Consider the following 23,475-nt stretch of genomic DNA (forward strand, 5'->3'; position numbering starts at 1 on the left):
ACTCGTGCACGACCGGCGGCCGCGGCCGCGACGGCGGGTCGTGCTCGACCGTCGAACCGACCGCGCTAGGCATTTGTGTCCGCAGGTCGTTGTAGCGACGAATGCACGAGGAGTGGAGCGCGACACCGAGAGTGGTGCTCGTGACGGACGCCGCATCGTCGGTGGACGCGTCGGCGTTCGACGCTGTCGGCGCCTCGGTTCGGACGATGGTGGTGACCGAGGGAGGTCTCGGGTCGGTGCCGGCGGACGCGTCGGTCGTCGTGACGCCGTACGAGTTGGCGGGGACCGACGGCGTGGCGGTCGTCGAATCGGTGACCGGCGACGTGCCGGTGGTCGTGTACGCGCGGGACGGCGACGAGCACGTCGCGAGCGAGGCGGTGCGGGCGGGCGCCGACGACTACGTTCCGGTGCCCGAGGACGCGCCCGCGGACCGCGTTCCGGACGAGGTCCGCGACCGCGCACTCGCCGTCGCCGTCACCGACGGTGGCTCGAACGCGGACGACACGGGCGGCGCGGGCGACGCAGGCGCCGCGGGCGACGCGGGTAACGCGCGCAACGCGGGCGACGCTGGCGACGCGGAGGCCGAGTCGGTTCCGTCGACGCCAGGGTCTCTCGAGAGCCGCGAGCGCGCGCTCCAGCAAGCGTACGAGGTGGTCGCGGACGCGGACCGGCCGTTCGGCGAGAAGGTCGAGGACCTCCTCGGTATCGTCCGTGAAGCCGTCGGGACGTCGTACGCGACGTTGTCGTACGTCGACAGCGGCGAGTACACGTTCGAGTACGTGGACGCGCCCGGGAAGGACGACGTCGCGGCCGGGGACACCGTGCCGTTGGAGACGACGAACTGCGACGAGGTGGTGTCGACCCGGGAGACGCTCGTCCTCGAGGACGTCGAGCGGGACGCACCGCACCTCGCCGAGCGCGCGGGGAACGCCGACTGGGGTATCTCGTGTTACCTCGGCGCACCCGTGACGGTCGACGGCGACGCGTACGGGACGTTCTGTTTCTACGACAAGGAGGCGCGCTCGGAGGCGTTCTCGGAGTGGCAGGTGACGTTCGTCGAGCTGTTCAGCGACTGGGTGAGTCACGAGCTGGAGCGCGAGCGGTACGTCGACCGCCTCGCGGCGTTGAACGACCTGCATTCGGTAGTGCGGACGTTGACGGACGCGGTGATGCACCGGTCCGACCGGTTGAAGATCGAGCGGACGGCGGTCGACCGGCTCGCCGACACGGGGTCGTACGCGCTGGCGTGGGTGGACGCGCTCGAAGGCGCGGCGGTCGACGAGCTGCGGACGGTAGCGTTCGCGGACGCGGACGCCGACGGGTCGGTGCTGGCGGCGGACGCCGGACTGGCGTTGCCGGTCGACGGCGCGCACGACCACGAGGAAGGCGTCGACCTGGCTGTGGCGGCCTCCGAGGGGCACGAGGTGCGGACGCGGGACGTCGTCGCTGGTGACGGTCGAGTGGGCGTGCTCGCGGCCCGAGGCCTGGAGCGGTGGGCGGCGGTGCCGGTGGCGTTCGACGACGAGTCCTTCGGCGTGCTGAACGTCGCGACGTACCGCCGCGAGGGGTTCTCGGGACGTGAACTCGCGGTGCTCGGGCAGGTCGGGGAGATACTCGGGCTCGCCATCGCGACCGTCGAACGCGGCGCGGTCGTCGAACAGGAGCGCGAGCGACTGGAGTTCGTGAACCGGTTCATCCGCCACAACCTCCTGAACAGCCTGAACGTCGTCGAAGCTCGCACGGAGATTCTCGACGCGCACGTCGACGACGCCGGGCGGTCGCACCTGGAGACGATACAGGGTCGAACCGCGGACATGGTGGAGCTCATCGAGACGCTGCGAGCGCTCATGCAGGCGTTCGTCGTGGACGAGACCCGGGAGACCGAGCCCGTGGACCTGCGAGCGGTCGTCGAGGCGGAGGTCGAGGGGGCGCGCGAGGCGTTCGCGAACGCCGAGTTCTCGTTGTCGGTGCCCGAGGAGCACGTGACGGTGCACGCGGACCGGTTGCTCGGCGAGGTGTTCGAGAACCTGCTCGCGAACGCCGTCCAGCACAACGACCGGACGTCGCCGTCGGTGTCCGTCGAGATGGTCGCGGACGAGGCGACGGCGACGGTTCGCGTCGCCGACGACGGCCCCGGTATCCCCGAGGCCGTCCTACCGTCGGTGTTCGAGAAGGGCGAGCGCGGGTTCGATAGTCCGGGCACGGGCTTCGGGCTGTACCTCGTCCGCGAGATAGTGGACGCGTACGACGGGAGCGTGTCCGTGCAGAACGACGACGACGGGGCGACGTTCGCGGTGACGCTCCCGCGCGACCCGCCAGGCGACGCCGAGTGAGCGTCGGGCGGGGCGCACGTCGGGTCGCGGACTGCGAGCGAGAGAACTCCGCGCGCTCGCGGTCAGCGGCGTGCGACGACGAGCGCGGCGACGAGGACGAGCGTGCCGAGGAAGAACGCGAGCCCGGGTTCGACGACGTCGAGGAGGAGGTTCGCGAGCGTGCCGTCGGGGGCGACGCCGTCGACGGCGCTCGCGGGTTCCGCGGCGCGGCCGCTGAGTCGCGTGCCGCGCGCGAGCCGTTCCACGCCGAACTGGACGAGGAGGCTGGCGGCGGCGAGGAGGCCGACGCCGCCGACGATCCGCGTCATGGAGCGTTCGACGGCGGGCGCGAACTCCTCGTTCCCGACGAGCACGATCGGGTCGCTCGCGGGGCCGTAGACCGCCATCTCGTTGCCTTTCTCCGAGTAGCGGGTGTCGACGCGTTCGACGAGGTCGGCGTCCTGTAGCTCCGAGAGGTGGTAGTGAACGGTCTGGACGCTCTCGTCGAGGTCGTCGGCGAGCGCGCTCGCGGTCCCCGGTTCGTCGAAGAGCGCGCGGAAGACGCGACGGCGGGTGTCGGCGGCGAGCGCGTCGAGGACGACGTCGGATTCGCCGTCGACGACGTCGAGGACGAGCGGGCGCTCGTCGCTGTCGGCGACCTCCCCCTGGACGCGTTCGATGAGGCTCCCCATGGCTATCTCGACGTTCTGGCGGCGCGAAGTTAACCGTGGTCGTAGCTCAAAGCCGCGCTTGAGTGGTTCGAGCGCCAGCGTAAGCGAAGAGTACCAGGGCGTTCGCGAGAACGGGGAGTGCTGCGGGATCGGTCGATTTCGACGACGAGCGACCGTGCGCGTCGGGTCCGCGGTCCGCTCGGCTCCGGAGCGCGGGGCTGGTGGTTCCGGATTCGGCGGTGGCGTTCCGTGCGTCGGCGAGCGCGGCGGCGACGGCGCGTTCGGGTCGGAGGAGGCCGCCGCCGGTGCGGGCGTCGACGCCCTCGACGCCGACGTCGCGCGCGGTCCCCTCGAGGGAGGATTCGACGGCCGCTGGCGTGGCGTTCGGGCGGACGGCGCGGACGAGCGCGGCGACGCCACCGGCGCGCGCGGCGGCGACCGACGACCCGCGGAAGCCGTCGTCGGCGCGAGCGTCCGCGACGACGTCGACGCCGGGGCGGCCCGCGAGCGTCGGGCCGCTGGAGCTGTACGCCGCGAGTCGCCCCTGGACGGGATTCCACGCGCCGACCGCGAGGACGCCGTCGGCGGTCGCCGGCGCGACGAGGCTCCCGCGGACGGTGGCGTGCTGGAGCGCGTTCGTCGCGCTCGTCACGCGAACGGTCGTCCCGGTGGGTCGGTCGGGACCGCGGACGACGAGGAAGTGCGTACCGGGTTCGACGCGGACGTTCAGGCGCGCGTTCGGCTCCCCGTCCGCGTCGTAGGGGACTGACCGCGCGACGAGTCGCGGTCCGGTCTCGGTGACGCGGTAGAGTTCGAGCGCGTACGACTCACTGGGGCCGGCGTTCGTCCAGGAGAGCCACGCGCGGACGACGCGGTCCTCGCCGCGGAGGTAGTTCCGGACGCCGTCCTCGACGACGAGCGCGCCGTTCCGGACGCGGTCGTACGTCGCGCGGTACGTGCCGCGGGCAGTGTTTCCGGCGGCGGCGACGACGACGACGCCGCGGGCGACCGCTCGCGACGTGACGTTCTCGACGACGGACTCGCCCGTCCCCGGTTTGCCGTGGAACGCCGCGGGGACGACGACGACGTCGACGTCCCGTCGGACCGCCCACGCCATCGCGCGCCCGTACCCGCTCTCGCCGTCGAACCCGGCGAGGTAGAGGCTCGCGTTCGGTGCGACCGCCGCGACCTGGCGCGCCGAGCGCGTGCCGTGGACGTCGCCCGCGTTCGGGCCGACGGTCGTCCCGGAGCCGAACGCGCGAGCGGCGACGACGGCGTCTGCGTACGCGGCCGCGTCGGTGTCGAACCCGGTCGGGTCGAGGACGGCGACGTCGACGCCGTCGCCGGTGACGCCGTCCGCGTGCACCGCGACGACGTCCTCGTCCGGCTGATTCGTGGCGGGTTCGGCGGCGGCCTGCTCGCCGCCCGGGAGTGCGACGGCGACGAGACTCGCGACGAGCGCGAGCACGACGACGGAGACGACGAGAACGGTTCGTGCCGAGACGCTCGACATCGTCGGGGGGTCGACCGCTTCCGGCATACGTCTTCGGGTGCGGGGCGTCGCCCACGTCCGGCATACGTCTTCGGGTGCGGACCGTCAATATTCGGGTGCAGGCCGCCCATATTCGGGTGCAGGCCGCTCATATTCGGGTACGGGCCGCCCATATCGGGGGAACGCATAAGCCACCGGTGGGCGAAGCGACGCGTATGTACCACGTTCTCATTCCGGTCGACCAGAGCGAGGAGCGAGCGACGGCGCAGGCAGAGGCGGTCGCGGACCTGCCAGCGGCGGACAGCGAAGTGTCGGTGACGGTCCTGCACATCTTCCAGGAGAACCCGTCGGGGGCGTCCGTGAACCAGGTCGGGTCGGTGCGGCGCGCGACCGAGGTCCTGGAGGAAGCGGGCGTGGAGTACAACCTCGACGAGGAGTCCGGAACGCCGTCGGACGAGATCGTCGAGCGGGCGAACGAGCTGGACGTCGACTGTATCTGTGTCGCGGGTCGGAAGCGCTCGCCGACCGGGAAGGCGTTGTTCGGGAGCGTCTCCCAGGACGTCATCCTGGACAGCGACCGGCCGGTCCTGTTCGCGCACATGGACGACAGGTAGCTCCATCGGGAGCGGCCGTCGCCGAGCGTGGCGGTCGGCGAGCCGACAGACCTTTTGTGTTCCGTGTGAGGAACTGTGCAAGTAACGATGCTGGAGGGTCTCGAATGAGGCGACGGAAGCTCATGGCCGCGGTCGGGTCCACGGCGACCGTCGCCGCGACCGCGGGCTGTCTGACCGGCGGGAACGACGACGAGGACACGACCGCGGCCGGCGACGACAGCGGTGCAGCGACGAACGCGTCGAACGCCGACGGGTCGACGACCGCAAGCGACGGTGACGGTGCGGGAGCGGACGAGGAGGGCGATGGTGCGACGACGAGCGAGGACGCGTCGAGCGGTGACGGGAGCGATGGGAGCGCGAACGTGGACTTCGAGGCGACCGTGGAGCGCGTCGAGACGTGCTCTGCGACGTGCCGGACGCTCACGTACGCCCTGGAGAACCGCGGAACTGACGTAGCGCCGGACGTCGTCGTCCGCATCCGCGTGTTCACTGGCGGGAAGAAGGTCTGGGACGAGGAGCAGGCGGTCGGGAGTATCGAGGCGGGCAGCACGTTGTCGGGTATCGGTCGCGACATCGACGTCGGACTCCTCGGTGGACAGAAGATCAAGAGCAACGACGGCGAGGTCGTCATCAAGCTCACGCCACGGGCGGCCGGCGTCTCGGAGACGTTCACGTTCGAACGCACGCTCGACGTCTGAGTGCCGCCGACGGGGGACAGGGCACGGTCGACCGACCGGGGCCGCCGCAGGCACGGTCGACCGACTGGGGCCGTCGCAGGCACGGTCGCCCGACGGGGGGCGCGCGAGCACGGTCGGCCGATCACGTCGACGAACGTGTTCGGGGGAACGACGACGGACGCGGCTCGACGACGCTAGCGTGCATGACTGGAACCGAGATCGACGTTCGTGAGGTACCACCGCAGGAGCGACATCCGATGATCCACGAGGCGTTCGAGAACGTGGCGAGCGGCGAGTCGGTGACGGTGGTGAACGACCACGACCCGAAGCCGTTGTTCTACGAGTTCGACGCCGAGGTGGAGTCGTTCGACGCGGACGGCTACGAGGTGGAGCGCGTCGGCGCGAACGAGTTCCGGGCGACGTTCCCGAAGGAGTGACGGCTGGAGACGGACGCGTGGTCGACGAGGTCGACGGGGTGGACGGCGTGGACGAGGCCCAGGAGCGCGTCGACGCGTACGGCGACGCGGTCGTGGCCACGGTCGTGGCGGACGCGGAGCGGGAACTGGCCGCGTGTCGGGGGATGGACGGTGAGGGACCGGCCCTCGACCCGGTGGAGCGCGCGGTCCTGGAGCGGTTGGCGTCGCGGATCGCCGAACGGACGCTCCCGGACGTCAGTGCGACGGCCGACGCGGGCGTTCCGGACGCGATGGTCGCTGCGACCGTCGCGGCGTTGTTCCCCGAGCGATAGCGCGGTTCCCGGGCACCGTCACCTCGTTTTCTGCTGCGGTCAGTTCGGCGCTTCGAGGTCGCGGTCCGCGGGTGGTTTGCGGACGTGGAGGACGATGGGGTGGTCGGTGTCGACGCGCATCTCGACCTCCATCGGCGTCTCGTCGGTCGGTTCGAACCCCAGCGATTCGTAGACGTGGATGGCGGTGGGGTTGTCCCGGGAGACGTCGAGCGCGACGCCGTCGCAGCCGTCGCTGGCGGCGTGCGCGAGGACGTGCTTCGTGAGTTCGGTGCCGAGGCCGCGGCCGTGATGGTCGGGGTCGACGTAGACGAGCATCTCGGGGACGGCGGCGTCCCGCGGGGCGTACGCGGCGTGCCCGACGACGTCGCCGTCGAGCGTGGCGACGACGTTCCGGCCGCGCGCCGCGAGGCTGTCGAGCCACTCGCGGATGCGTACCTCGTGGACTGGTGGGATGCCCATCGAGCGGTGTTCGGCGGGGTAGTCGCGGTACATCGCGACGAGGTCGTCGAGGAGACCGGCGGCGGCGTCGTCAGCTGCGAGCTGGACGAGGTACGGACGGCCGTCGCTGTCGCGGAACCGCGGACATCGTGGTGGGCAGGCGCTGGTGCCCTCGCAATCACCGTGCCACCACGCGCTGCACGCGTTCGAAGCCATGACTGCACGGGAATACGACGTTCAGGTCCCTGAAAGGGTCGTGTGATTCTCTCGCAGTGAGAACGAGTGGCAGTGGTAGCCCGAACTCGTTCGGTCCCGCTCCGGCGAGTCGTGCTCGCGTGACGACGTCGGTTACGCGCAGACGCTGGACCCGTTCTGGAAGTCGCCGTCGTCGACGGCGACCGTGACGGACTGGTCGGGTTTGCTGCAGCGCGTCGCGTCGACGTGGACGACGCGTTCACTGTCCGCGAGTTCGACGACGTAGACGATGGTCGGTTCGCTGTCGTACCCGTCGAGTTCGACGGTCGCGTTCCCGCCGGCGGGGACGAGCGCGCTCCCGTTCGCACCGTAGGGGCTAGCAACTGTGACGTTCCGGTAGTCCGCGTCGTTCTGCCAGAAGACGGCCTCGAAGCGGACGCGTTCGCGTCGGTCATCGGTGGTGGCCAGGAAGTCGACCGAGGAGGGCTGGTCGACGTCCTGAACGGCGTAGGCGGTGACGCGATACGTCCGGTTCTGGTCGTGGTTCTCGACGGTGACCGTCGGTGGACCGCCGAGCGGGGGGAGGGCGAGCGAGACGACGATGGCGGCGAGCACGAGCGTCGCGACGACGTGGCGCGGGCTCGGACGTTCCATGGCCGTTCCGCCTCCGCCGATTGGTAAATGTTTTCTGATACGTTCGAGGGTGGGTGGTCGTCGTCTGTCGACTCTGGTGAGTCGATGAGCGCGTGGAGCGACGGCGTTACCGGCGTGGTGCTCGATGGGCGCGTGGAGCGACGGCGTTACCGGCGTGGTGCTCGATGGGCGCGTGGAGCGACGGCGTTACGGGTGTGGTGGTCGAAGCGCGGACAGATGGCGGACTCGAACGAGGGGGACGCGTCCGGCGACGACGACACCGCCGAGCGTCGCGGCTCCCGACCAGTAGCAGGCGTGGTGCTCGCGGGTGGCCGGTCGACGCGGTTCGAGGGCGGCGACAAGGCGCTCGCGACCGTCGACGGGGAGCCGATGCTGGCGCGCGTCGTCGACGCCCTCGACGCCGCGTGCGCGTCGGTCGTCGTGAACTGCCGCGGGGACCAGCGCGACGCGTTCGCGGCCGCCCTCGACGATAACGGCGTCGACGTCGACGTCCGGTTCGCGCTCGACGAGCGCCCGGACGAGGGCCCCGTGGCGGGACTGGCGAGCGCGCTCGCTTGCGTGGACGCGCCGGTGGTCGTCGTGGCGGCGTGCGACCTCCCGTGGCTCGACCCGGCGCTCGTCCGGTGGCTCGCTGGAGCGCTCGACGGGCACGAATCCGGCCACGCCGAATCCGCGGCCGAGGACGCGGTCGACGCGGTCGTCCCGGTCGTCGACGGCTACCCGAAACCGACGTGCGCGGCGTACAGGACCGACGCGCTCGCCGCTGCGGTCGACGCGACGCTCGCCGCCGGGTCGCGCCGGTTCCGCGACGTCCTCGACGCGCTCGCGGCCCACGAGGTCGACGTTCGCGACCACGGGTTCTCGACGCGGTCGCTCTCGGACGTCGACTCGCGAGCGGACCTGGAGCGCTGACCGCGTCAGTCCTCGGCGTCCTCGGTCTCGCGCTCGCGGACGGCGTCGGCGCCGCATTCGGGGCAGGTCTCGTGGTCGGCGTGCAGTCGAGTCCCGCAGGCGCGACACGCGAACTCGGCGGTCTCCTCGGCCGTCGACTCGACGGTTCGTTTGAACTGCTCGACGCTCCGCCCGAGTTCACTGAAGAGTCCCATCTCCATCGTCAGTCGAGCGCCAGTCGGAAAAGCCCCCGCCGTCTCCCCGCGTCGTCAGTCGTCGAGCCAGATGGCGAGCTGGACCTCGTCCACGAGCTCGTCGTCGATGCGGTAGTGGCCGTCCCGCGTCGATTCGGTCGTCCAGCCGTTCGCCTCGAGGAAGGCGACGGCGGCGTCGTTCGTCGCGGGAAGGTTCTGGTAGACCTTCTCGACGCCCGCGGAGCGCGCCCAGTCGAGGCCGCGTTCCATGAGCGTCGACCCGAGGCCGCCGCCGCGGTACGCGTCGAGGACGCCGACGGTGAGCTCGGCGGTGTGAGACATGTTCGGCGCCTGGACGACCTCGACGTGCAGCCAGCCGACGGCGTCGTCGTCGACGGTGGCGACGAAGAACACGCGGTCCTCGCTCTCGTTGTGCCGGAGGAGGACCTCGTCGCGCGTCACGTCGGCGGCGAGTCGTCGCGCGACGACGTACGCTTCGTCGCTCGCGATGGTCTCGATGACGCCGAGGATGCCCGCGATGTCCTCCTGTTGGGCGGGGCGGACGGTCGCTTCGACGTCGTCGAGTTCGACGGTGGTGGCGTCGGCGTCGATCGGGATGGCGACGCGGAGCTTCCCGTCGCGCACCTCGAGGTGTCCGTCGCGTTCGAGGATGCTGACGTGGTGGTCGAACTCCTCGCTCGACATCGGCACGGACGGTTTGAGTTCGGCGCCGGAGCGCGCTGGCTTCGAGTTGCTGCTGGGCTGCACGAGCAGCGCCTGCCGGGCGTCCTCGGGGTCGACCGCGCCGTTGCGTTCGACGTACTCGTAGATCTGGCGTCGCCTGTCGTGGTCGAACTCGTGCGAGCGAGCCATGGTCGAACCCACCGCGTCCGCCCTGTTAGTTCTTGGCAGGCTACCGGGTTACCGCCAGGGGTCGGCGCCGAGGAGGTGGAGGGCGACGACGACCGCGAGCGAGACGGCGAGCAGGAGGGCGGCGAGCGGGAGTGCGGCGTCGAGACCGCTGCCGACGAACGCGCGCCAGATCTGGACGGGGACGGTGCGCGGGTAGTACGCGACGAGCATGGTGGCGCCGAACTCGCCCATCGAGCGGGCGAACGTGAGCGTGACGCCGGCGAGAACGCCCGGCCAGGCGAGCGGGAGGACGACGCGGCGGAACGTCGCGAGTTCGTCGTGCCCGAGGCTGCGCGCGGCGTCCTCGAGGGCGGGGTCGACGCGGTCGAACGCGGCGGTGGCGGTGACGACGACGAACGGGGAGGCGACGAACGTCTGTGCGGCGACGATGCCGAGGTACGAGCGCGTGAACTGGACGCCGAACGCGGTGGTAGTGGGGGCGAGCCCGTTCGGGCCGAAGACGCTGACGAGGAGGATGCCGGCGACGACGGGCGGGAGGACGAGCGGGAGGACGACGATGCCAGTGACGGCGGTGGCGAGGCGGCCGCCGGTCCGGGAGAGCCAGTACGCGAGCGGGACGCCGAAGACGGTGGCTATCGTGGTGGCGGCGGTCGCAGTGGCGAGCGAGTTCCCGACGGCGCGCAGCGTCGCGGGGTCGCCGAGGCGCGCGAGCAGTTCGCCGGGTGGCGTTGCGATGGCGAGTGCGAGCACGGGGATTGCGTAGAGCGCGAGGAGCGCGACGCCGAGGCCGGCGGCGACGAGCGGCCAGTCGACGCCGGGACGCCGCCGCGGCGTCGCCAGCGCCGACTCGTCTGCGGTCATCGGCCGGCGAGCGCGTCGGGCGCGTCCCGCGTGAACCGCGGGAACGCGCTCGGGACCTCGAACCCGTGCGCGTCGAGGTAGTCGCCTGCGACGAGCGTCTCGAAGACGCCGCGTGCGACGTCGTCGTCGGGGGAGCGAAGCGTCGCGCCGTACTCGACGACGCTCCCGCGGACGACGCCGCCGTCGGGGAGGTCGTACGACGCCTCGGCGTAGGCGTCGGCCCGGTCGGGGTCGGAGAGGTCCACGGCGGCGGGGAGGTCGACGGCGTCGTAGCCGCGGTCGGCGGCCATGCTCTCGTAGACGACGGCGGCGTCGATGGCGCCGGTCTCGAACCCGGAGAGGAGCGCGGTCTCGGGGTAGACCTGGTCGCGCGAGAGGACGGCGTCGCGGAGGCCGGGGCGGTCGTGGCGGGCGGCCAGGAGGTCGAGGAGGAAGACGGTCCGGTACCCGAGCGGGTCGAGGTCGGGGTCGGTGCGACCGAGTGCGGCGTCGTCGTCGAGGACGGGGTCGTACCAGTGGGCGTCCTCGCGGTCGCTGGCGTCCGCGACGGCGCGCCCGCCGGAGGTGTCGGCGGTGGCGACGGCGAGCGCGTTCGACGCGAACGAGGCGTGCCAGTGGTCGTCGAGGAGCCGGTCGAAGAGCGCGACGTCGGCGAGCGCGAGCACGTCCGGGTCGCGCGTGCCGTCGGCGACGAGGCGCGCGGCGGCCGCGGACCCGCGGGCTTCGACGGCGACGGGTGCGTCGACGGCGTCGCGGAGCCCCTGATCGAGTGCGCGCTGGAGGCTCCCGGCGGCGAGCACGCGCACCGGGTCGCTCCGCGTCGAGAGGGCGCTGCAGCCGGCGAGCGCGACGCTACCTACAGTCGCGGCGGTCGCACCTGCGGCTGCGAGGAACGAGCGACGTGACCGGCGCATAGCGAGCGTTGTGTCGAAAAGGACATAACGGTTTCGCCGCAAGCGTTCGGCATGGACGCCGGCTTCGAAGCGCACCTGCGGGTCGGGGACGCGACCGTCGACGAACGCGACGTCGCGCTGCTCTCGGCGGTCGACCGCGAGGGGTCGCTGTCCGCGGCGGCGGACGCCCTCGGACGGTCGTACTCGCGAGCGCACAAGCGACTCGGCGCGCTGGAGGACGAACTCGGCGCGCTCGTCGAGCGCGAGCGCGGTGGCGCGAGCGGCGGCGGGAGTCGACTCACGGACGACGCTCGCGCGCTCCTCGCGCGGTTCGCCAGGGTCCGCGCCGCGTTCGCGGACACCGCCGGGACCGAGGTGGCGGTCCTCACCGGCGAGGTCCGCGAGCGCGACGGCGAACTCGCGACGGTCGCGACCGACGTCGGCGACGTCCGCGCGCTCCTGTTCGAGGACGCCGACGACGTCCAGGTGGCGGTGCGCGCGGACGCGGTCACGCTCCACGACCCCGACGACGCACCGGCCGCGGACGCCTCTAGCGCCCGCAACCGGTTCGCGGGTACCGTCGCGGGCGTCGACCGCCGAGAGTCCGTCGCGCTCGTCGACGTCGCGATAGGTGATGGCGACGTGACGCTCCCCGTGCTCGTGACGGTCGACTCGCTGGAGCGCCTGACGCTCGAACCCGGTCGTGAGGTGGTGGCGACGTTCAAAGCGACGGCGACGCGCGCGACGCCGCACTGACCGGCGAGCGGACGGTCAGTTCGCGTCGAGCGCGTCGAGCGCCGTACCGACGGCGACCGGCGTCGCCTCCGCGATGGCCCCCTGGACGACGTACTGCTCGTACGCGTCGTCGACGTCGTGCGAGTAGAGTTCGCCGGATTGCTGGGCGAGTCGTTCGTCCGCGAACCGGACGCTGCTGGCGGCGTACCGGAGGGCGGCGCGCGCGAGGACGGGGGCGTCGCTCCGACGGGGCGCGGCGCGGAGCGCCTCGTGGGCGGTCGCGTACGCGTCGCGAACCGCGTCCGCGCCGGTCACCTCGTAGCGCGTCCCGGAGGCGACGCGCTCGCGGACCGCCCGATAGGCACGGACTGCAGCGAGTTGCCTGATCGCGTCGAGCACTCCGGACGCCGGGCCGTGGCGCGACCTGGCTGGGTCACCGGCGGTCGCTTCGAAGTGGAGTTCGTAGAGGAGGCGTTCGGTCCTCGTGTCATCGATGTCGGCGCCGGTGACGGTCATCGCGGCGTCCTCGCTCGGGAGGTCGGCGACCGCCGACTCGATTTCCTCGCGGAGTCGCTGGCGTGCGTCCACGATGGTCGGTCGGAGCGACGCGGCGTCGTCGGGCTGGCGGTCGCGGAACCGGTCCGCAATCATCCTCGCGTCCGCGAGCGACGCGGTCGCGCGCTCGACGTGCTCGCCGAACTCGGCGACGCGGAGGACGCGAACGTCGCCGTGAGAGACGTCCTCGGAGACGGACCCGGCCTCGTCGAGCAGTCGCTCGCGGCTGGCGTGGACGACGACCGCGGGCGCGGGGTCGGTGCCGACGTATTCCATCGCGTGCTGCGCGTCGGCGGCGCGTTCCGCGACGTCGGTCGCCTCGTCCTCGAGCGCGGCGACGGTGAGGCCGTCCTCGATGGCGTCCCAGCCCACGGACGCGTACCGGGCGTGAGCGCGCGCCGCGCGGAGCGACTCGAGGGTCTCGCGGGGCGTGGGCGCTCTGAGCGCCTCGTCGAGGCGGTTTCGGGCCTCCGTGACCGCGTCCGCGAGGTGCTCGCGGACGTGCCCGTTCGGGACGCGTCGTGCACCCAGGGGAGTTGGGACGTCCTCCAGCGCGTCGTTCGCTCGAATCTGTGCGTCCCGGCGGTGCGAGCGCGGAACCGACGTCGGGTACGTCGCACCGACCGCGACGACCGGGTGGTCGTCGACGTCCGGGAGCTCGGAAGCGTGGAAGGTCACTCGGTCGGAGCCGTCGTTCGAGAGCGTCGAACACCCGGCGAGCGCCGCGACCGCGCCCGTGGCGGTCGTCGCACCGAGCGCCGAGAGGAACCCACGGCGAGAGTCGTCGCCGTCGCTCCCAGTCACGCCGAATCCCCCTCCGTCGTCGTCCCGTCGTCGTGCCCGGGTGGCTCGCCGCCCGCGACCGGTTCGTGGTCGCCGGGACAGCCGCCGGTGCCGGTGCTCGACCCCATGCTTGTCACGTCATCGTGACTGAGCGCGTCCGGGAGGCGGAGGAATCGCGCTTCGGTCACCTTGGCGTCCGCCTCGCAGGGGACGTCGTACGCGAGACCGACGCGCGAGTACTCGAGGTCGATGTCGGTACTCGTCCACGACGCCCCGCAGAGTTCGAGCCGGTAACACGAGGGGACCTCGCGCTGGTCGACGTAGACGGTCTCGGCGTCGAAGTCCGTGTCGGCGACGAACTCGCGGACCGCGTCGACACCATCGATGTCCGCGTATTCCAGGTCGTCCGCGCGGGACTGCGAATCCACGACGTGCGGGCCCGGATACCGTCGGGCCTCGCGCCGGGACTGGTCGCCGCGGGACCGCCAGACCGCCGCGAGGTCTGTGTCGACGCGGAGGTACGCGTACGGCGGGGGGTCGCCGCCACCGCCGTCGGCGGGATTCGCGGGGGATTCGTCGTGCGATTCGGACGAGCCGGTGCCGCTACAGCCCGCGAGCGCGACGCTCGCGGTCGCGGCCGTCGCTGCGGAGAGGAGGGCGCGTCTGGAGGGCGACATCGTCCGTATCGTAGCCGCTCCCCGACCCATAAGTTTCGTGACTCGTCCCAGCGTCTGCAACACGAGGGATGCCCGCACGTCGCCGGCGGGGTCCCCGGAACCCGGAGCGAACGTGTTCGGGTGGATTCCCGCTTCGACAGGGGTGGACGCGACGTTTATCCGCGTCGGCCCGCAACTCGAACGTAGATGCTTTCGGACGCGTTCGGCCGCGAGGTCTCGGGCGTACGAGTGTCCTTGACCGACCGGTGTAACTTCGACTGCGTCTACTGCCACAACGAGGGCCTCGGCGACACGCGCGGCCCGCAGGAGCCCCAGGACGACGAGATGACCGCGGACGAGGTCGTGCGGTTCCTCGACGTCGCCGCCGAGTACGACGTGGGGAAGGTGAAGTTCACGGGCGGGGAGCCGATGCTCCGCGAGGACCTGGAGGAGATCGTCCGCCGCACGCCGGATTCGATGGAGATCTCGGTGACGACGAACGGGACGTTCCTCCCTGGGCGCGCCGAGGCGCTCGCGGACGCTGGCGTGGTGCGCGTGAACGTCAGTCAGGACGCGGTCGACCCGGAGGCGTTCGCGGAGATAACGCAATCCGGAGCGTACGACCGCGTCGTCGAAGGGGTCGATGCGGCGCTCGACGCTGGCCTCGCGCCCGTGAAGTTGAACATGGTCGTGTTCGAGGGGACTGCTGGATACGTCCCAGAGATGGTCGACCGCGTCGCCGAACGCGACGGCCTCCAGCTCCAGCTCATCGAGTACATGCCGGAGATCGCGGGGAACCCCGAGTGGGCGATAGACATCGAGCGCGTCCACGGGTGGCTCGCCGAGCAAGCCGACCGCGTCGAGCACCGCGAGATGCACGACCGACGGCGGTACTTCGTCGACGGCGGGATGGTCGAGATCGTCGACCCCGTCGGGAACGAGACCTTCTGTGCGAACTGTCACCGGGTTCGGGTCACGCACGACGGCAAACTGAAGGGCTGCCTGAACCGCGGCGACGACCACCGGTCGATGGGCGAGATGACCCGAGACGAGATCCGCGAGACGTTCGAGGAGACGGTCGCGAACCGCGTCCCGTACTACGGCGAGTACCTCGTCGAGGACGACGACGGCGAGTGGGTCGTCAACGAGAAGTACCTTCCTGCGCCGACGGCGGGCGACGACTGACCGCGCTCCTGGCACGGGATGGTTCGATGCCTCGGTTTGGTTCGACGTGTCGACCCGCGAGCGGTCGCTGTCAGGTGTCGAGCGTGATGCCGAACGTCGATTCGAGGACGACGTCCCAGTCGGTGGGTGGGACGGGGCGTTCCCTGGTTCGTTTCTCGATGCGGGTTCGGTCGTCGCGGCCGACGGCGTCGGGGCCGGGGCTGGTGCCGTCGTCGGCGTCGTGGAACGTGACGAGCGTGTGCGTGTCCGCGTCGAGCTTCCGGTAGCCGTCCGGGGTGGCGATGGAGAGCGTCGGCCCGGCCGTGAAGGGGGAATCGGGCGAGGTCTGGAGGTAGTCGTTGGTGGCGTCGAAGTACGAGAGCGTGCGCGGCGTGGTGTCGAAGACGTATCTGGTCTGCCAGTCGCGCTCGTGTGGTTCGCGGTACTGGGTCTCGTAGTCGGCGTCGTCGCGGTCGCTCTCGACGACGCGCCACGTGACCCCGGCGTCGTCCGTGACCTCGGTGCCGTCGAGGGGCGTCGGTTGCCGCATCTGTGGGGTGCCCATGCCGACGTCGACGACGAACGGCCGGTGGAGGTGGACGACGTTCGCGTGATGGTTCGCTGGCGGGCGCGCGTCGCCGTCCCGGCCGACGACGCGTGCGGCGACGCGGTCGACGTCGTACCCGAGTTCGGCGAGGAGCGAGTGGAAGAGTCCGTTGAGTTCGAAGCAGTACCCGCCGCGCTCGCGCTCGACTATCTTCTCGAAGATGGCGTCGGTGTCGAGGACGACGCCGGTGGCGAGGGCGTCGACAGGATTCGCGTCGTCGCCCGATGTCGCGTCCGCGCGGTGGGGGTGTCCGACGATGGCGAGGTTCTCGAAGGGGACGTGCTGGACGTGCGCGGCCTGGAGGCGCGAGAGCGTCTCGTAGTCGGGCTCGGGGACGCTGTCGACGTCGACGCCGATGCGGTCGAGGTACGCGTCGACGTCGAGGCCGTCGAGCGAGTCGGACCCTGTCATTCGGTTTGGACGTTCGGTCGCGCGGTACTTGAGCGTGTGCCGAACCCGATTGCAGGGTACTTCCGTCACCGGGATCGCCAGACGGCGTCCGGGTTCGTGACGAAAAGGATTATGACGGTGTACCGAAACGTCGGGGTATGGCTACCATCGTCGGGATGCCGCTCCCGGAGCCGTACTCGAGCACCGTCCAGTCCGTTCGAGACGACCTCGTCGCCGAGTTCGACGTGGACCCGTACGCGAATCCCTTCCCGCACTTCTCGCTGTACGCGCTCGCCGACGACGTCGACGTCGACGCCGTCGAGCACGCGGTCGCCGAGGCGGCGAGCGCACACGACCCGTTCGACGTGCAGACGGACGGCGTCGGCGTGTTCCCCGGGAACCACGTGTGGTTGCCGGTGGCGCGCCGGCCGGAGCTGACGGCGCTCCACTGCGACGTCGTCGACGCCCTCGAGGAGTTCGAGACCGCGCCGGTCCCGTTCTACGAGCCGCGACGGTGGTTCCCGCACGTCGGATTCGCGCTCGGCCTCGACGACGAACGAGCCGCGAACGTCGTCGAGCACCTCCTCGACAGGGACTTCGAGTGGACCGTCGAGATGAACGAGATCACGGTGACGCGTCCGCCAGCGGACGGCGAACGCTACGAGGAGGTCGCCTCGATCGGCCTCTGAGCCGACCTGGATGCGGCAACTGGACGCGACCGGTCAGGGCCCTTCGTGCCGCCAGAACGCGTCGTCGACCGTGACCTCCTTCTTGAACAGTGGGACCTCGTCCTTGAGCCGGTCGATGCCGTCCTCGACGGCGCGGAACGCTTCGCGGCGGTGGCCGGCGAGGACGACGACGAACACGATGTCCTCGCCGGCGTCGACGACGCCCGTGCGGTGGTGGAGGCGGACGTCGAGGACGCCGTCGCGAGCTTCGATGTCCTCGCGGATGGCGGCGAGGCGCTGGTCGGCGACGCCGTCGTACTTCTCGAACTCGAGGTGCGTGGTCTCGACGTCGTCGGCGTCGTCCTTCGCGCGGACGCGACCGGTGAACGTGGCGATGGCACCGGCGCGGTCGGCGCGCGGCGAGGACTTGACGTCGGCGACGAGCGACCCGAGGGTGTGGTACGGTTCGAGCGCGTCGACGGCGTCGACGGCGGCGTCGACGTCCAGAGCGTCGGGCGACCGAGCGCGTTCGAGGACGGGGTCGGCGACGTCGCGGTCGCCGAGCGCGAACTTCGGGAGCCTGCTGTCGCTGTAGCCCTCGACGACGACGTAGTCGTGCCGCGGCGCGAGCCGGTCGAGGACGTCGGCGAGCGTCGCGTCCGCGCCGGTCGCGAACCAGTCGCCGTCGTCCACGAGACCGTACGTCTCGCTCGCGCCGGCGGCGCGATGCCGAGCGGTGTCCTTGCCGTCGGTGTCGACGTCCGGGGCGTGCGTCAGGTGCTTGACGGTGCCGACGCGCCCGCGGTCCGCGAGGCGCTCGGTGAGCGCTTCGACGACCGTCGTCTTCCCGGAGTCGGACGCGCCGACGACGCTCACGACCTGCATGGTCGAGGGTAGCGCCCGGGGGGTCGTAAGCCTGTGGTCGTCGGGATTGCAATGTGGGTCATGGCGTCGAGGTCAGTCGTCGAGGAGGTCGCCGAGGACCTTGCGTTGCGCGGCGGCGAGGTGTTCGGCGAACGTCGACGGCGAGATGTCGAGCGCGTCGGCGACGTCGCCGCCGCTCGCGCCCCGCGGGCGGTCGAAGTACCCGAGGTGGTACGCGGTCTCGAGGACCTCGGTCTGCCGGTCGGTGAGTCGCGAACGGTCGACGAACGCGAGGTCGTCGGCGTTCGCGCGCCCGGACTGCCAGAGGCGGCGGACGGTGACGCCGCCGTGCCGGTCCCGGAGTGCTTCGACGACGTCGCGGACTGCGTCGACGTCGGTCGCGTGGAACGTGACGTGCAACTGGCCGTCGTCGGCGTGCGCGTCGACGACGGGGATGCCGTGGGATTCGACGACCTGGCAGACGCAGGGGGTCTCGCGGTCGGCGTCGAACCGGTAGACGTCCCCGGTGTCGGTCTCGAAGAGCCGGCGGCAGTCGACTGCGGGCGCGTCCTCGCTGCGGGCGTCCTGGAGTTCGAACTCGCCGACGGTGCTGCCGTCGACCCCGCCGTCCTTCGAGCGGGAGACGCGGCACGCGCGCCCGCCGGTCTCCGCGGACGCGTCGGCGACGGGACAGCCCCGCGGGTCGGCCACGACGAGTTCGGTGCGGATGGCGCCGGGTTCGGTGTCACCGGCGGCGGTGGGAGCGCTGCTGGTCATGTTCGACGCTTGGCGGTCCAGGGTGAAGACCCGCGGTCTCGCTCTCAGCGGACGACGACGAAGGCGAACATGTTCGTCGCTGGTTCTGGCTCGATGGTCCTCCCCGCCTCGCTGGACGCAGCGGCGTCAGTCCCCGTCGGGGAGGACGCGTTCGAGGTCGCGGACGCCCGGTTTGTCGAGGCGGTCAGCGTTCGCGGCGACGGCGACGCGGTCGACGCCGAGTTCGACGAAGTCGAGGTCGAGTGCGACCGCGGTCTCCCGGAGGCCGAGGCCGACGTCGACGACGCCGTCGGCGACGCGGCGCGCGGGGCTCTCGTGGCCGCGGGTTTCGAGCGCGTACCCCGATATCCCGTCGACCAGGTCCTCGCGGGACGCGTCGCGGTCGGCGGCGAGCGCGTCGAGCGCGTCGTCCAGGCGTGCGCGCACCCCGGATTCGGCGTCGCGGTTCGCGAACGAGAGGTCGGCGTCGACGAGCGCGTCGAGGCCGTCGACGCCGTCGGGGTTCCCGGCGGGGACGACGAGCCCCCAGTCGCGACGCCACGACCCGAGGACGCTGGCGGTGTCGTCGCCGTCATCGGCGAGCGCATCGTCGGCGTCGGGGCCGGCGAGTGCGGCGGCGTCGGCGACGCCGTCCCGGCGCGACCGACGGCCGCTGGCGCTGCCGGCGGCGAGGTAGCGCGGTGACGCGACGTCGTCGAGGGCGCGCGAGAGCGAGGGGTCGTCCTCGCCGACGACGAGCACGCGCGGCGGCCGCACGGACGGCGAGAACAGTTCGACGGTGACGGGGTCGCCGGCGTCGACGTAGTTCGTGTCGGGGTCGACGGGGACGACGCCGTCCGCGGCGGTGAGCGTCGTCGTCGCACCGCTGCCCTTGTCCACCGGATAGGCGAGCGTCGCGCCGTCGCCGTCCTCGACGAGCCCGACCGGAATCAGTCGGAGGCGGCCCTCCTCGCTGCGTTCGCGCGTCGCCATCGTCGCGTCGACGGTCGCGGTCCGCGTCGGCGGTCGCGCCGCGGCCGCCCGGATTCGGGGTGCGACGAACGTCCGGAAGATCGAGAGCGCGCTCACGGGGTAGCCGGGGAGCCCGACGTACGCGGTACCGTCGATGGTCCCCACCAGGGTCGGCTTCCCGGGTTTGACCGCGACGCCGTGAAGCAAGCGTTCGCCGCGCTCTTCGACGACGCGGTAGACGACGTCCATCGCGCTCGCCGAGGTCGACCCCGACGTGAGGACGAGGTCGCACTCGCTGGCGGCGGTCTCGATGGTCGCAGCCATCTCCGCCTCGTCGTCGCCGACGTGCTCGTAGACGACGGGGTCGCCGCCCGCGTCGCGGACGCCGGCGGCGATGGCGTGCGTGTTCACGTCGTGTATGTCGCCGGCGCCGTGATCGAGGTCGTCGCCGGGCGGCACGAGTTCGTCGCCCGTGGACACCACCGCGACCCGCGGTCGGCCTCGCACCGGGACCGCGTCGACGCCGAGCGCCGAGAGCAACCCGATCTCGCGGGGCGTGACGAGCGTCCCCGGGCCGAGCGCGCGCTGGCCGGCGGCGATGTCCGCGCCCGCGGCCATGACGTGCGTGCCGGGGGCGACCGCGGTCCGAATCTCGACCACGCGGTCGCGCTCTCCACTGCCGGCAGCGTCGCCGCCGTCGGCGTCGGTCTCGCGCTCGCTGGTGTCCTCGACCATCACCACCGCGTCCGCAGTAGTGGGGACGACCGCGCCGGTCGATATCTCCACGCAGTCGCCGGGTTCGAGGGCGACGTCCGGGCGGTCGCCGGCGTGGACCTCGCCGATTACGTCGAGTTCGACCGGGTCGGTCTCGCTGGCGCCGAACGTGTCGGCGGCGCGCACCGCGTATCCGTCCATGGCGGCGCGGTCGAACCCGGGGACGTCGATGCCGGCGTCGACGCGCTCGGCGAGCACGCGGCCGCGAGCGTCGTCGAGCGCGACCGTCTCCGCGCCGGGGTCGAGGTCGAGACCGGCGAGGGTCTCCCGGAGGACGTCGGGCGTGGCGAGGTCGCGGAACTCCTTGTGGTCGCTCATGGCCGATACTCCCAGTCTTCGACGGCGACGGTCGCACCCGCGTCGAGTCCTTCGACGGACTCGGGTATCGTCAGCCAGCCGTCGGCGTCGGTGACGCTCGACAACACGCTCGCGCCCGAGGCCCGAACCGGAGCGGCGACGGGGGCGTCGTCGGGCGATTCCGCGCCCGAGTCGAGGTCAGGGTCCTGGAGTGCGACGCGGACGAACTGGCGGACGCCGGGTTCGCTCGCGACCTTCCGGTCGAGCGTCGCGGTCGTCGTCGGCTGCGGTACGCTGGGGAGGTGGCCGGCGCGCTTGAGCGCGGGCCGGAGGAGCGAGACGGCGGTCACGATACACGACACGGGGTAGCCGGGGAGCATCAGGATTGGGGTGTCGTCGACCACGCCGAACCCCGCCGGATGCCCGGGCTTGATCGCGAGGCCGTGGTGGACGACCACGCCCGCATCCGCGACGACGTCGGCGATACGGTCGCGGTCGCCGACCGACGAGCCGCCCGTGGTGACGACGAGGTCGCTCTCGGCGACGCCGCGCTCGACGGCCGCGCGGAGGCGCGCGTCGTCGTCCGGAACGACGTCGCGGTAGTTCGCCGTCCCGCCCCAGGCGTCGACGTACCGCGAGACGGTGAGCGCGTTCGTCTCGACGACCTCGCCGGGTTCGGGCGCGCGGCCGGCGGTCACGTCCGCGGGGACGAGCTCGTCGCCCGTCGGAATCACGTCGACGACGGGGGACTCGTAGACCTCGACCGTGGCGCGGCCGACCGACCTGAGCAGCCCGAGGTCCGACGGGCGGAGCCGGTGGCCGTCCGCGAACAGGTCGGCGTCGCCGGGGACGTCCTCGCCGACCGGCGAGACGTTCTCGCCCGCGGTGACGCTCCCGCGTATCTCGACCTCGTCCTCGAACCGCTCGGTGCGTTCGACCATCACGACCGCGTCCGCGCCCTCGGGGAGTTCGCTCCCGGTGTGGACCGGGACGGCGGTCCGCGCGTCGACCGTCGCCTCGACCGAGCCGTCGCCGTCGGTTGCGTCGCCGTCCTCGGGGCCGCTGACGTGGAGGACGTTCGGCGAGCGGTCGCTCGCGCCGAACGTCGACTCGGCGACGACCGCGTAGCCGTCCATCGCCGCGCGGTCGTAGTGCGGGACCGGGCGGGCGGGCGTCACGGGGGCCGCGAGGACGCGGCCGTCGGCGTCCGTTACGGGGACGGACTCGGTGCGGTCGAGCGGTGCGACCGCGTCGAGGAGCGACTCGCGCGCCGCGTCGAGTCGCGTGCGGTCGCGGAAGCCGCGCCCGTCCGTCATACTGACTCCCTCGGGTTCGTCGCGGTCATCGACACTCCCTCTCGCGCTCGGCAATCATGCGTGCCCGTTGTCCCGCGACGCTCATGGATGCTTCGTGCGAGCGAGCCACGTCTCGGGGTTCTTGCGCATCACCTCGAACGCATCGAGTGCGTTCGCGTCGACGAGCGAGAGCAGGTAGTCTCGGACCGGCGTCGGGTCGCGGTCGCTCACGAGGAAGAACGCCTCGCCCGCGTCGAGCGAGGTGAAGCGCTCGCGGACCGCGTCCTTGCGGTCCTCGGGGGCGAGGCCGCGGACGTCGACGGCGTGCTCGGGGAAGTCCTCGCCCCAGACGTCGTCGTACGCCGAATCGACGGCGTCGGCGAGCGCGAGCGCGTCCTCGGGGAGCGCGTCGCGGTCCGGTTCCGGGTTCGACTGCATCTCCGGCGTGAATGGCAGTTCGGCGAGCACGGGCACATCGAGGGCGTCGAGCGGGTCGTCGCCGCCGAAGAGGTCGTGGGCGTGCCCGCACTCGTCGCAGACGAACTCGCCCATGTTCGAGACGACGCCGAGCGCGGGCACGTCGTTCTCCTCGAAGAGTTCGAGGGCGCGCGCGGTGTCGGAGACCGCGGCGTGGAACGGCGTGGTGACGAGGACGACGCCGTCGATGGGGACGTCCTGGAGCGTCGTCAGCACCACGTCGCCGGTGCCGGGCGGCAGGTCGACGACGACGGTGTCGGGGTCGCCCCACGCGGTCTCCTCGAACAGGTCGCTGAGCGCGTCGTGCGCCATCGCACCGCGCCACGCGAGCGGGCCGCCCTCCGAGAGCAGGCCGACGCTCATCGCTTCCAGGCCGTCGACGTCCACCGGAACCGGGTTGCCGTCGTCGTCGGAGTACACGGGCCCGGTCGCTGCCAGTATCTCGGGGACGTTCGGCCCGTAGATGTCCGCGTCGAACAGCCCCACGGATTCGCCGGTGGCGGCGAGCGCGCACGCGAGCGACGTCGCAACGGTCGTCTTCCCGACGCCGCCCTTCGCGCTCGCCACCGCGATGACGCGGTCCGCCGACCGCATTCCGACGTCGCGGTCCGCGACGTCCGGCGAGGGGTCTATCTGCTCGACGCGCGCCCCCCGGATGCCGTCGACGTCGCGTGCGGCCTGCACCATCGCCTGCGTCGCGCGCTGGGCGGCGTCCGGCGGGAACTCGCGGAGGTCCGCCTCGACGGTGACGCGCCCGTCGGCGACCCGGAGGTTCTCGACGATGCCCGCGTCGAGCACCGACTGGTCGGTCTCCGGGTCGCGGACGCGTTCGAGCGCGTCCTCGACGTCGTGGGTCGACGCATCGCTCGCGCCGGCACCGTCGGCGTCGTGCGTCGAGGCGGTGGTCTCGGTACTGTCGCCGCCCGATGGCGGGTCGTGGTCGTCGACTGGCGTGTCTCGCTCGTGCAT

The 23,475-nt window shown here is 71.8% G+C and carries 25 protein-coding genes; 9 read left to right on the forward strand and 16 right to left on the reverse strand.

The genetic code is table 11. The features are described 5' to 3' along the window. Positions 1–101: 101 nt before the first annotated feature. On the forward strand, positions 102–2,333 hold the full coding sequence (locus ACZ48X_RS00980; protein WP_336351445.1) for a hybrid sensor histidine kinase/response regulator: 2,232 nt from the start codon (positions 102–104) through the stop codon (positions 2,331–2,333). Between the two features lie 62 nt (positions 2,334–2,395). Here ACZ48X_RS00980 and ACZ48X_RS00985 read toward each other — a convergent pair whose 3' ends face one another. Together ACZ48X_RS00985 and ACZ48X_RS00990 are read right to left on the reverse strand one after the other, a co-directional pair. Continuing rightward, the gene (locus ACZ48X_RS00985; protein ID WP_336351444.1) at positions 2,396–3,004 is read right to left on the reverse strand and encodes an ArsR/SmtB family transcription factor; all 609 of its coding nucleotides are present in this window, start codon (positions 3,002–3,004) and stop codon (positions 2,396–2,398) included. Between the two features lie 46 nt (positions 3,005–3,050). Further along, positions 3,051–4,496 carry a S8 family serine peptidase gene (locus ACZ48X_RS00990; RefSeq protein WP_336351443.1) on the reverse strand — a complete coding sequence of 482 codons (1,446 nt, stop codon included), beginning with the start codon at positions 4,494–4,496 and terminating at the stop codon, positions 3,051–3,053. A 194-nt stretch (positions 4,497–4,690) separates the two neighbouring features. On the opposite strand from ACZ48X_RS00990, the gene ACZ48X_RS00995 reads away from it, so the two are divergent. From ACZ48X_RS00995 to ACZ48X_RS01010, 4 genes are all read left to right on the forward strand, one after another. Then, the gene (locus ACZ48X_RS00995) at positions 4,691–5,089 is read left to right on the forward strand and encodes a universal stress protein (RefSeq protein WP_336351442.1); all 399 of its coding nucleotides are present in this window, start codon (positions 4,691–4,693) and stop codon (positions 5,087–5,089) included. A gap of 104 nt (positions 5,090–5,193) precedes the next feature. After that, positions 5,194–5,787 carry a hypothetical protein gene (locus tag ACZ48X_RS01000; RefSeq protein WP_336351441.1) on the forward strand — a complete coding sequence of 198 codons (594 nt, stop codon included), beginning with the start codon at positions 5,194–5,196 and terminating at the stop codon, positions 5,785–5,787. 182 nt (positions 5,788–5,969) lie between these two features. Beyond that, positions 5,970–6,203: a DUF2249 domain-containing protein gene (locus ACZ48X_RS01005; RefSeq protein WP_336351440.1), complete on the forward strand. Its 234-nt coding sequence runs from the start codon at positions 5,970–5,972 to the stop codon at positions 6,201–6,203. A gap of 17 nt (positions 6,204–6,220) precedes the next feature. Continuing rightward, positions 6,221–6,514, forward strand: a complete 294-nt coding sequence (locus ACZ48X_RS01010) for a hypothetical protein (protein ID WP_336351439.1) — start codon at positions 6,221–6,223, stop codon at positions 6,512–6,514. 39 nt (positions 6,515–6,553) lie between these two features. On the opposite strand, the gene ACZ48X_RS01015 is transcribed toward ACZ48X_RS01010, so the two are convergent. Further along, entirely contained in the window at positions 6,554–7,168 is a 615-nt protein-coding gene (locus tag ACZ48X_RS01015; RefSeq protein ID WP_336351438.1) for a GNAT family N-acetyltransferase, read from the reverse strand. A gap of 132 nt (positions 7,169–7,300) precedes the next feature. Then, complete coding sequence (locus tag ACZ48X_RS01020; protein ID WP_336351437.1) at positions 7,301–7,801, reverse strand: hypothetical protein; 501 nt, start codon at positions 7,799–7,801, stop codon at positions 7,301–7,303. Between the two features lie 216 nt (positions 7,802–8,017). Here ACZ48X_RS01020 and mobA point away from each other — a divergent pair, with 216 nt between their 5' ends. Beyond that, the gene (mobA, locus tag ACZ48X_RS01025; RefSeq protein ID WP_336351436.1) at positions 8,018–8,713 is read left to right on the forward strand and encodes a molybdenum cofactor guanylyltransferase; all 696 of its coding nucleotides are present in this window, start codon (positions 8,018–8,020) and stop codon (positions 8,711–8,713) included. 5 nt (positions 8,714–8,718) lie between these two features. Here the strand turns inward: mobA and ACZ48X_RS01030 are convergent, their stop codons facing one another. The 4 genes from ACZ48X_RS01030 to ACZ48X_RS01045 are packed head-to-tail and all read right to left on the reverse strand — an operon-like array spanning position 8,719 to position 11,534. Continuing rightward, entirely contained in the window at positions 8,719–8,907 is a 189-nt protein-coding gene (locus ACZ48X_RS01030; protein ID WP_336351435.1) for a hypothetical protein, read from the reverse strand. Between the two features lie 54 nt (positions 8,908–8,961). Next, complete coding sequence (locus tag ACZ48X_RS01035) at positions 8,962–9,759, reverse strand: GNAT family N-acetyltransferase (protein WP_336351434.1); 798 nt, start codon at positions 9,757–9,759, stop codon at positions 8,962–8,964. 48 nt (positions 9,760–9,807) lie between these two features. Continuing rightward, a complete protein-coding gene (locus tag ACZ48X_RS01040) occupies positions 9,808–10,620 on the reverse strand; it encodes an ABC transporter permease (protein ID WP_336351433.1) in 813 nt (270 codons plus the stop codon). Next, positions 10,617–11,534 carry an extracellular solute-binding protein gene (locus ACZ48X_RS01045; protein WP_336351432.1) on the reverse strand — a complete coding sequence of 306 codons (918 nt, stop codon included), beginning with the start codon at positions 11,532–11,534 and terminating at the stop codon, positions 10,617–10,619. The genes ACZ48X_RS01040 and ACZ48X_RS01045 overlap by 4 nt, the downstream gene beginning before the upstream one ends. Before the next feature lie 51 nt (positions 11,535–11,585). Here ACZ48X_RS01045 and ACZ48X_RS01050 point away from each other — a divergent pair, with 51 nt between their 5' ends. Beyond that, positions 11,586–12,269, forward strand: coding sequence for a TOBE domain-containing protein (locus ACZ48X_RS01050; protein ID WP_336351431.1), 684 nt, complete (start codon positions 11,586–11,588; stop codon positions 12,267–12,269). Positions 12,270–12,284: 15 nt separating this feature from the next. Here ACZ48X_RS01050 and ACZ48X_RS01055 read toward each other — a convergent pair whose 3' ends face one another. Both ACZ48X_RS01055 and ACZ48X_RS01060 read right to left on the reverse strand, forming a co-directional pair. Beyond that, a complete protein-coding gene (locus ACZ48X_RS01055) occupies positions 12,285–13,607 on the reverse strand; it encodes a hypothetical protein (protein ID WP_336351430.1) in 1,323 nt (440 codons plus the stop codon). Continuing rightward, a complete protein-coding gene (locus tag ACZ48X_RS01060; protein WP_336351429.1) occupies positions 13,604–14,263 on the reverse strand; it encodes a hypothetical protein in 660 nt (219 codons plus the stop codon). Before ACZ48X_RS01060 ends, ACZ48X_RS01055 begins: the two co-directional genes overlap by 4 nt. 186 nt (positions 14,264–14,449) lie before the next feature. On the opposite strand from ACZ48X_RS01060, the gene moaA reads away from it, so the two are divergent. Further along, the gene (gene moaA / locus ACZ48X_RS01065; protein WP_336351428.1) at positions 14,450–15,427 is read left to right on the forward strand and encodes a GTP 3',8-cyclase MoaA; all 978 of its coding nucleotides are present in this window, start codon (positions 14,450–14,452) and stop codon (positions 15,425–15,427) included. Positions 15,428–15,497: 70 nt separating this feature from the next. Here the strand turns inward: moaA and ACZ48X_RS01070 are convergent, their stop codons facing one another. After that, positions 15,498–16,424 (reverse strand): arylamine N-acetyltransferase family protein, encoded by a 927-nt coding sequence (locus tag ACZ48X_RS01070; protein WP_336351427.1) that lies wholly within the window; start codon positions 16,422–16,424, stop codon positions 15,498–15,500. A gap of 137 nt (positions 16,425–16,561) precedes the next feature. Here ACZ48X_RS01070 and ACZ48X_RS01075 point away from each other — a divergent pair, with 137 nt between their 5' ends. Beyond that, the gene (locus tag ACZ48X_RS01075; RefSeq protein WP_336351426.1) at positions 16,562–17,092 is read left to right on the forward strand and encodes a 2'-5' RNA ligase family protein; all 531 of its coding nucleotides are present in this window, start codon (positions 16,562–16,564) and stop codon (positions 17,090–17,092) included. A 33-nt stretch (positions 17,093–17,125) separates the two neighbouring features. Here ACZ48X_RS01075 and ACZ48X_RS01080 read toward each other — a convergent pair whose 3' ends face one another. From ACZ48X_RS01080 to ACZ48X_RS01100, 5 genes are all read right to left on the reverse strand, one after another. Continuing rightward, positions 17,126–17,956, reverse strand: coding sequence for a molybdopterin synthase (locus ACZ48X_RS01080; protein WP_336351425.1), 831 nt, complete (start codon positions 17,954–17,956; stop codon positions 17,126–17,128). Positions 17,957–18,028: 72 nt separating this feature from the next. Next, positions 18,029–18,712 carry a helix-turn-helix domain-containing protein gene (locus ACZ48X_RS01085; protein WP_336351424.1) on the reverse strand — a complete coding sequence of 228 codons (684 nt, stop codon included), beginning with the start codon at positions 18,710–18,712 and terminating at the stop codon, positions 18,029–18,031. Between the two features lie 126 nt (positions 18,713–18,838). After that, on the reverse strand, positions 18,839–20,755 hold the full coding sequence (locus tag ACZ48X_RS01090) for a molybdopterin biosynthesis protein (RefSeq protein ID WP_336351423.1): 1,917 nt from the start codon (positions 20,753–20,755) through the stop codon (positions 18,839–18,841). Beyond that, entirely contained in the window at positions 20,752–22,050 is a 1,299-nt protein-coding gene (locus ACZ48X_RS01095) for a molybdopterin molybdotransferase MoeA (RefSeq protein WP_336351422.1), read from the reverse strand. Before ACZ48X_RS01095 ends, ACZ48X_RS01090 begins: the two co-directional genes overlap by 4 nt. Positions 22,051–22,131: 81 nt before the next feature. Further along, positions 22,132–23,475, reverse strand: a complete 1,344-nt coding sequence (locus ACZ48X_RS01100) for a P-loop NTPase (RefSeq protein WP_336351421.1) — start codon at positions 23,473–23,475, stop codon at positions 22,132–22,134.

The sequence above is a fragment of the Halorubellus litoreus genome (assembly GCF_055378595.1).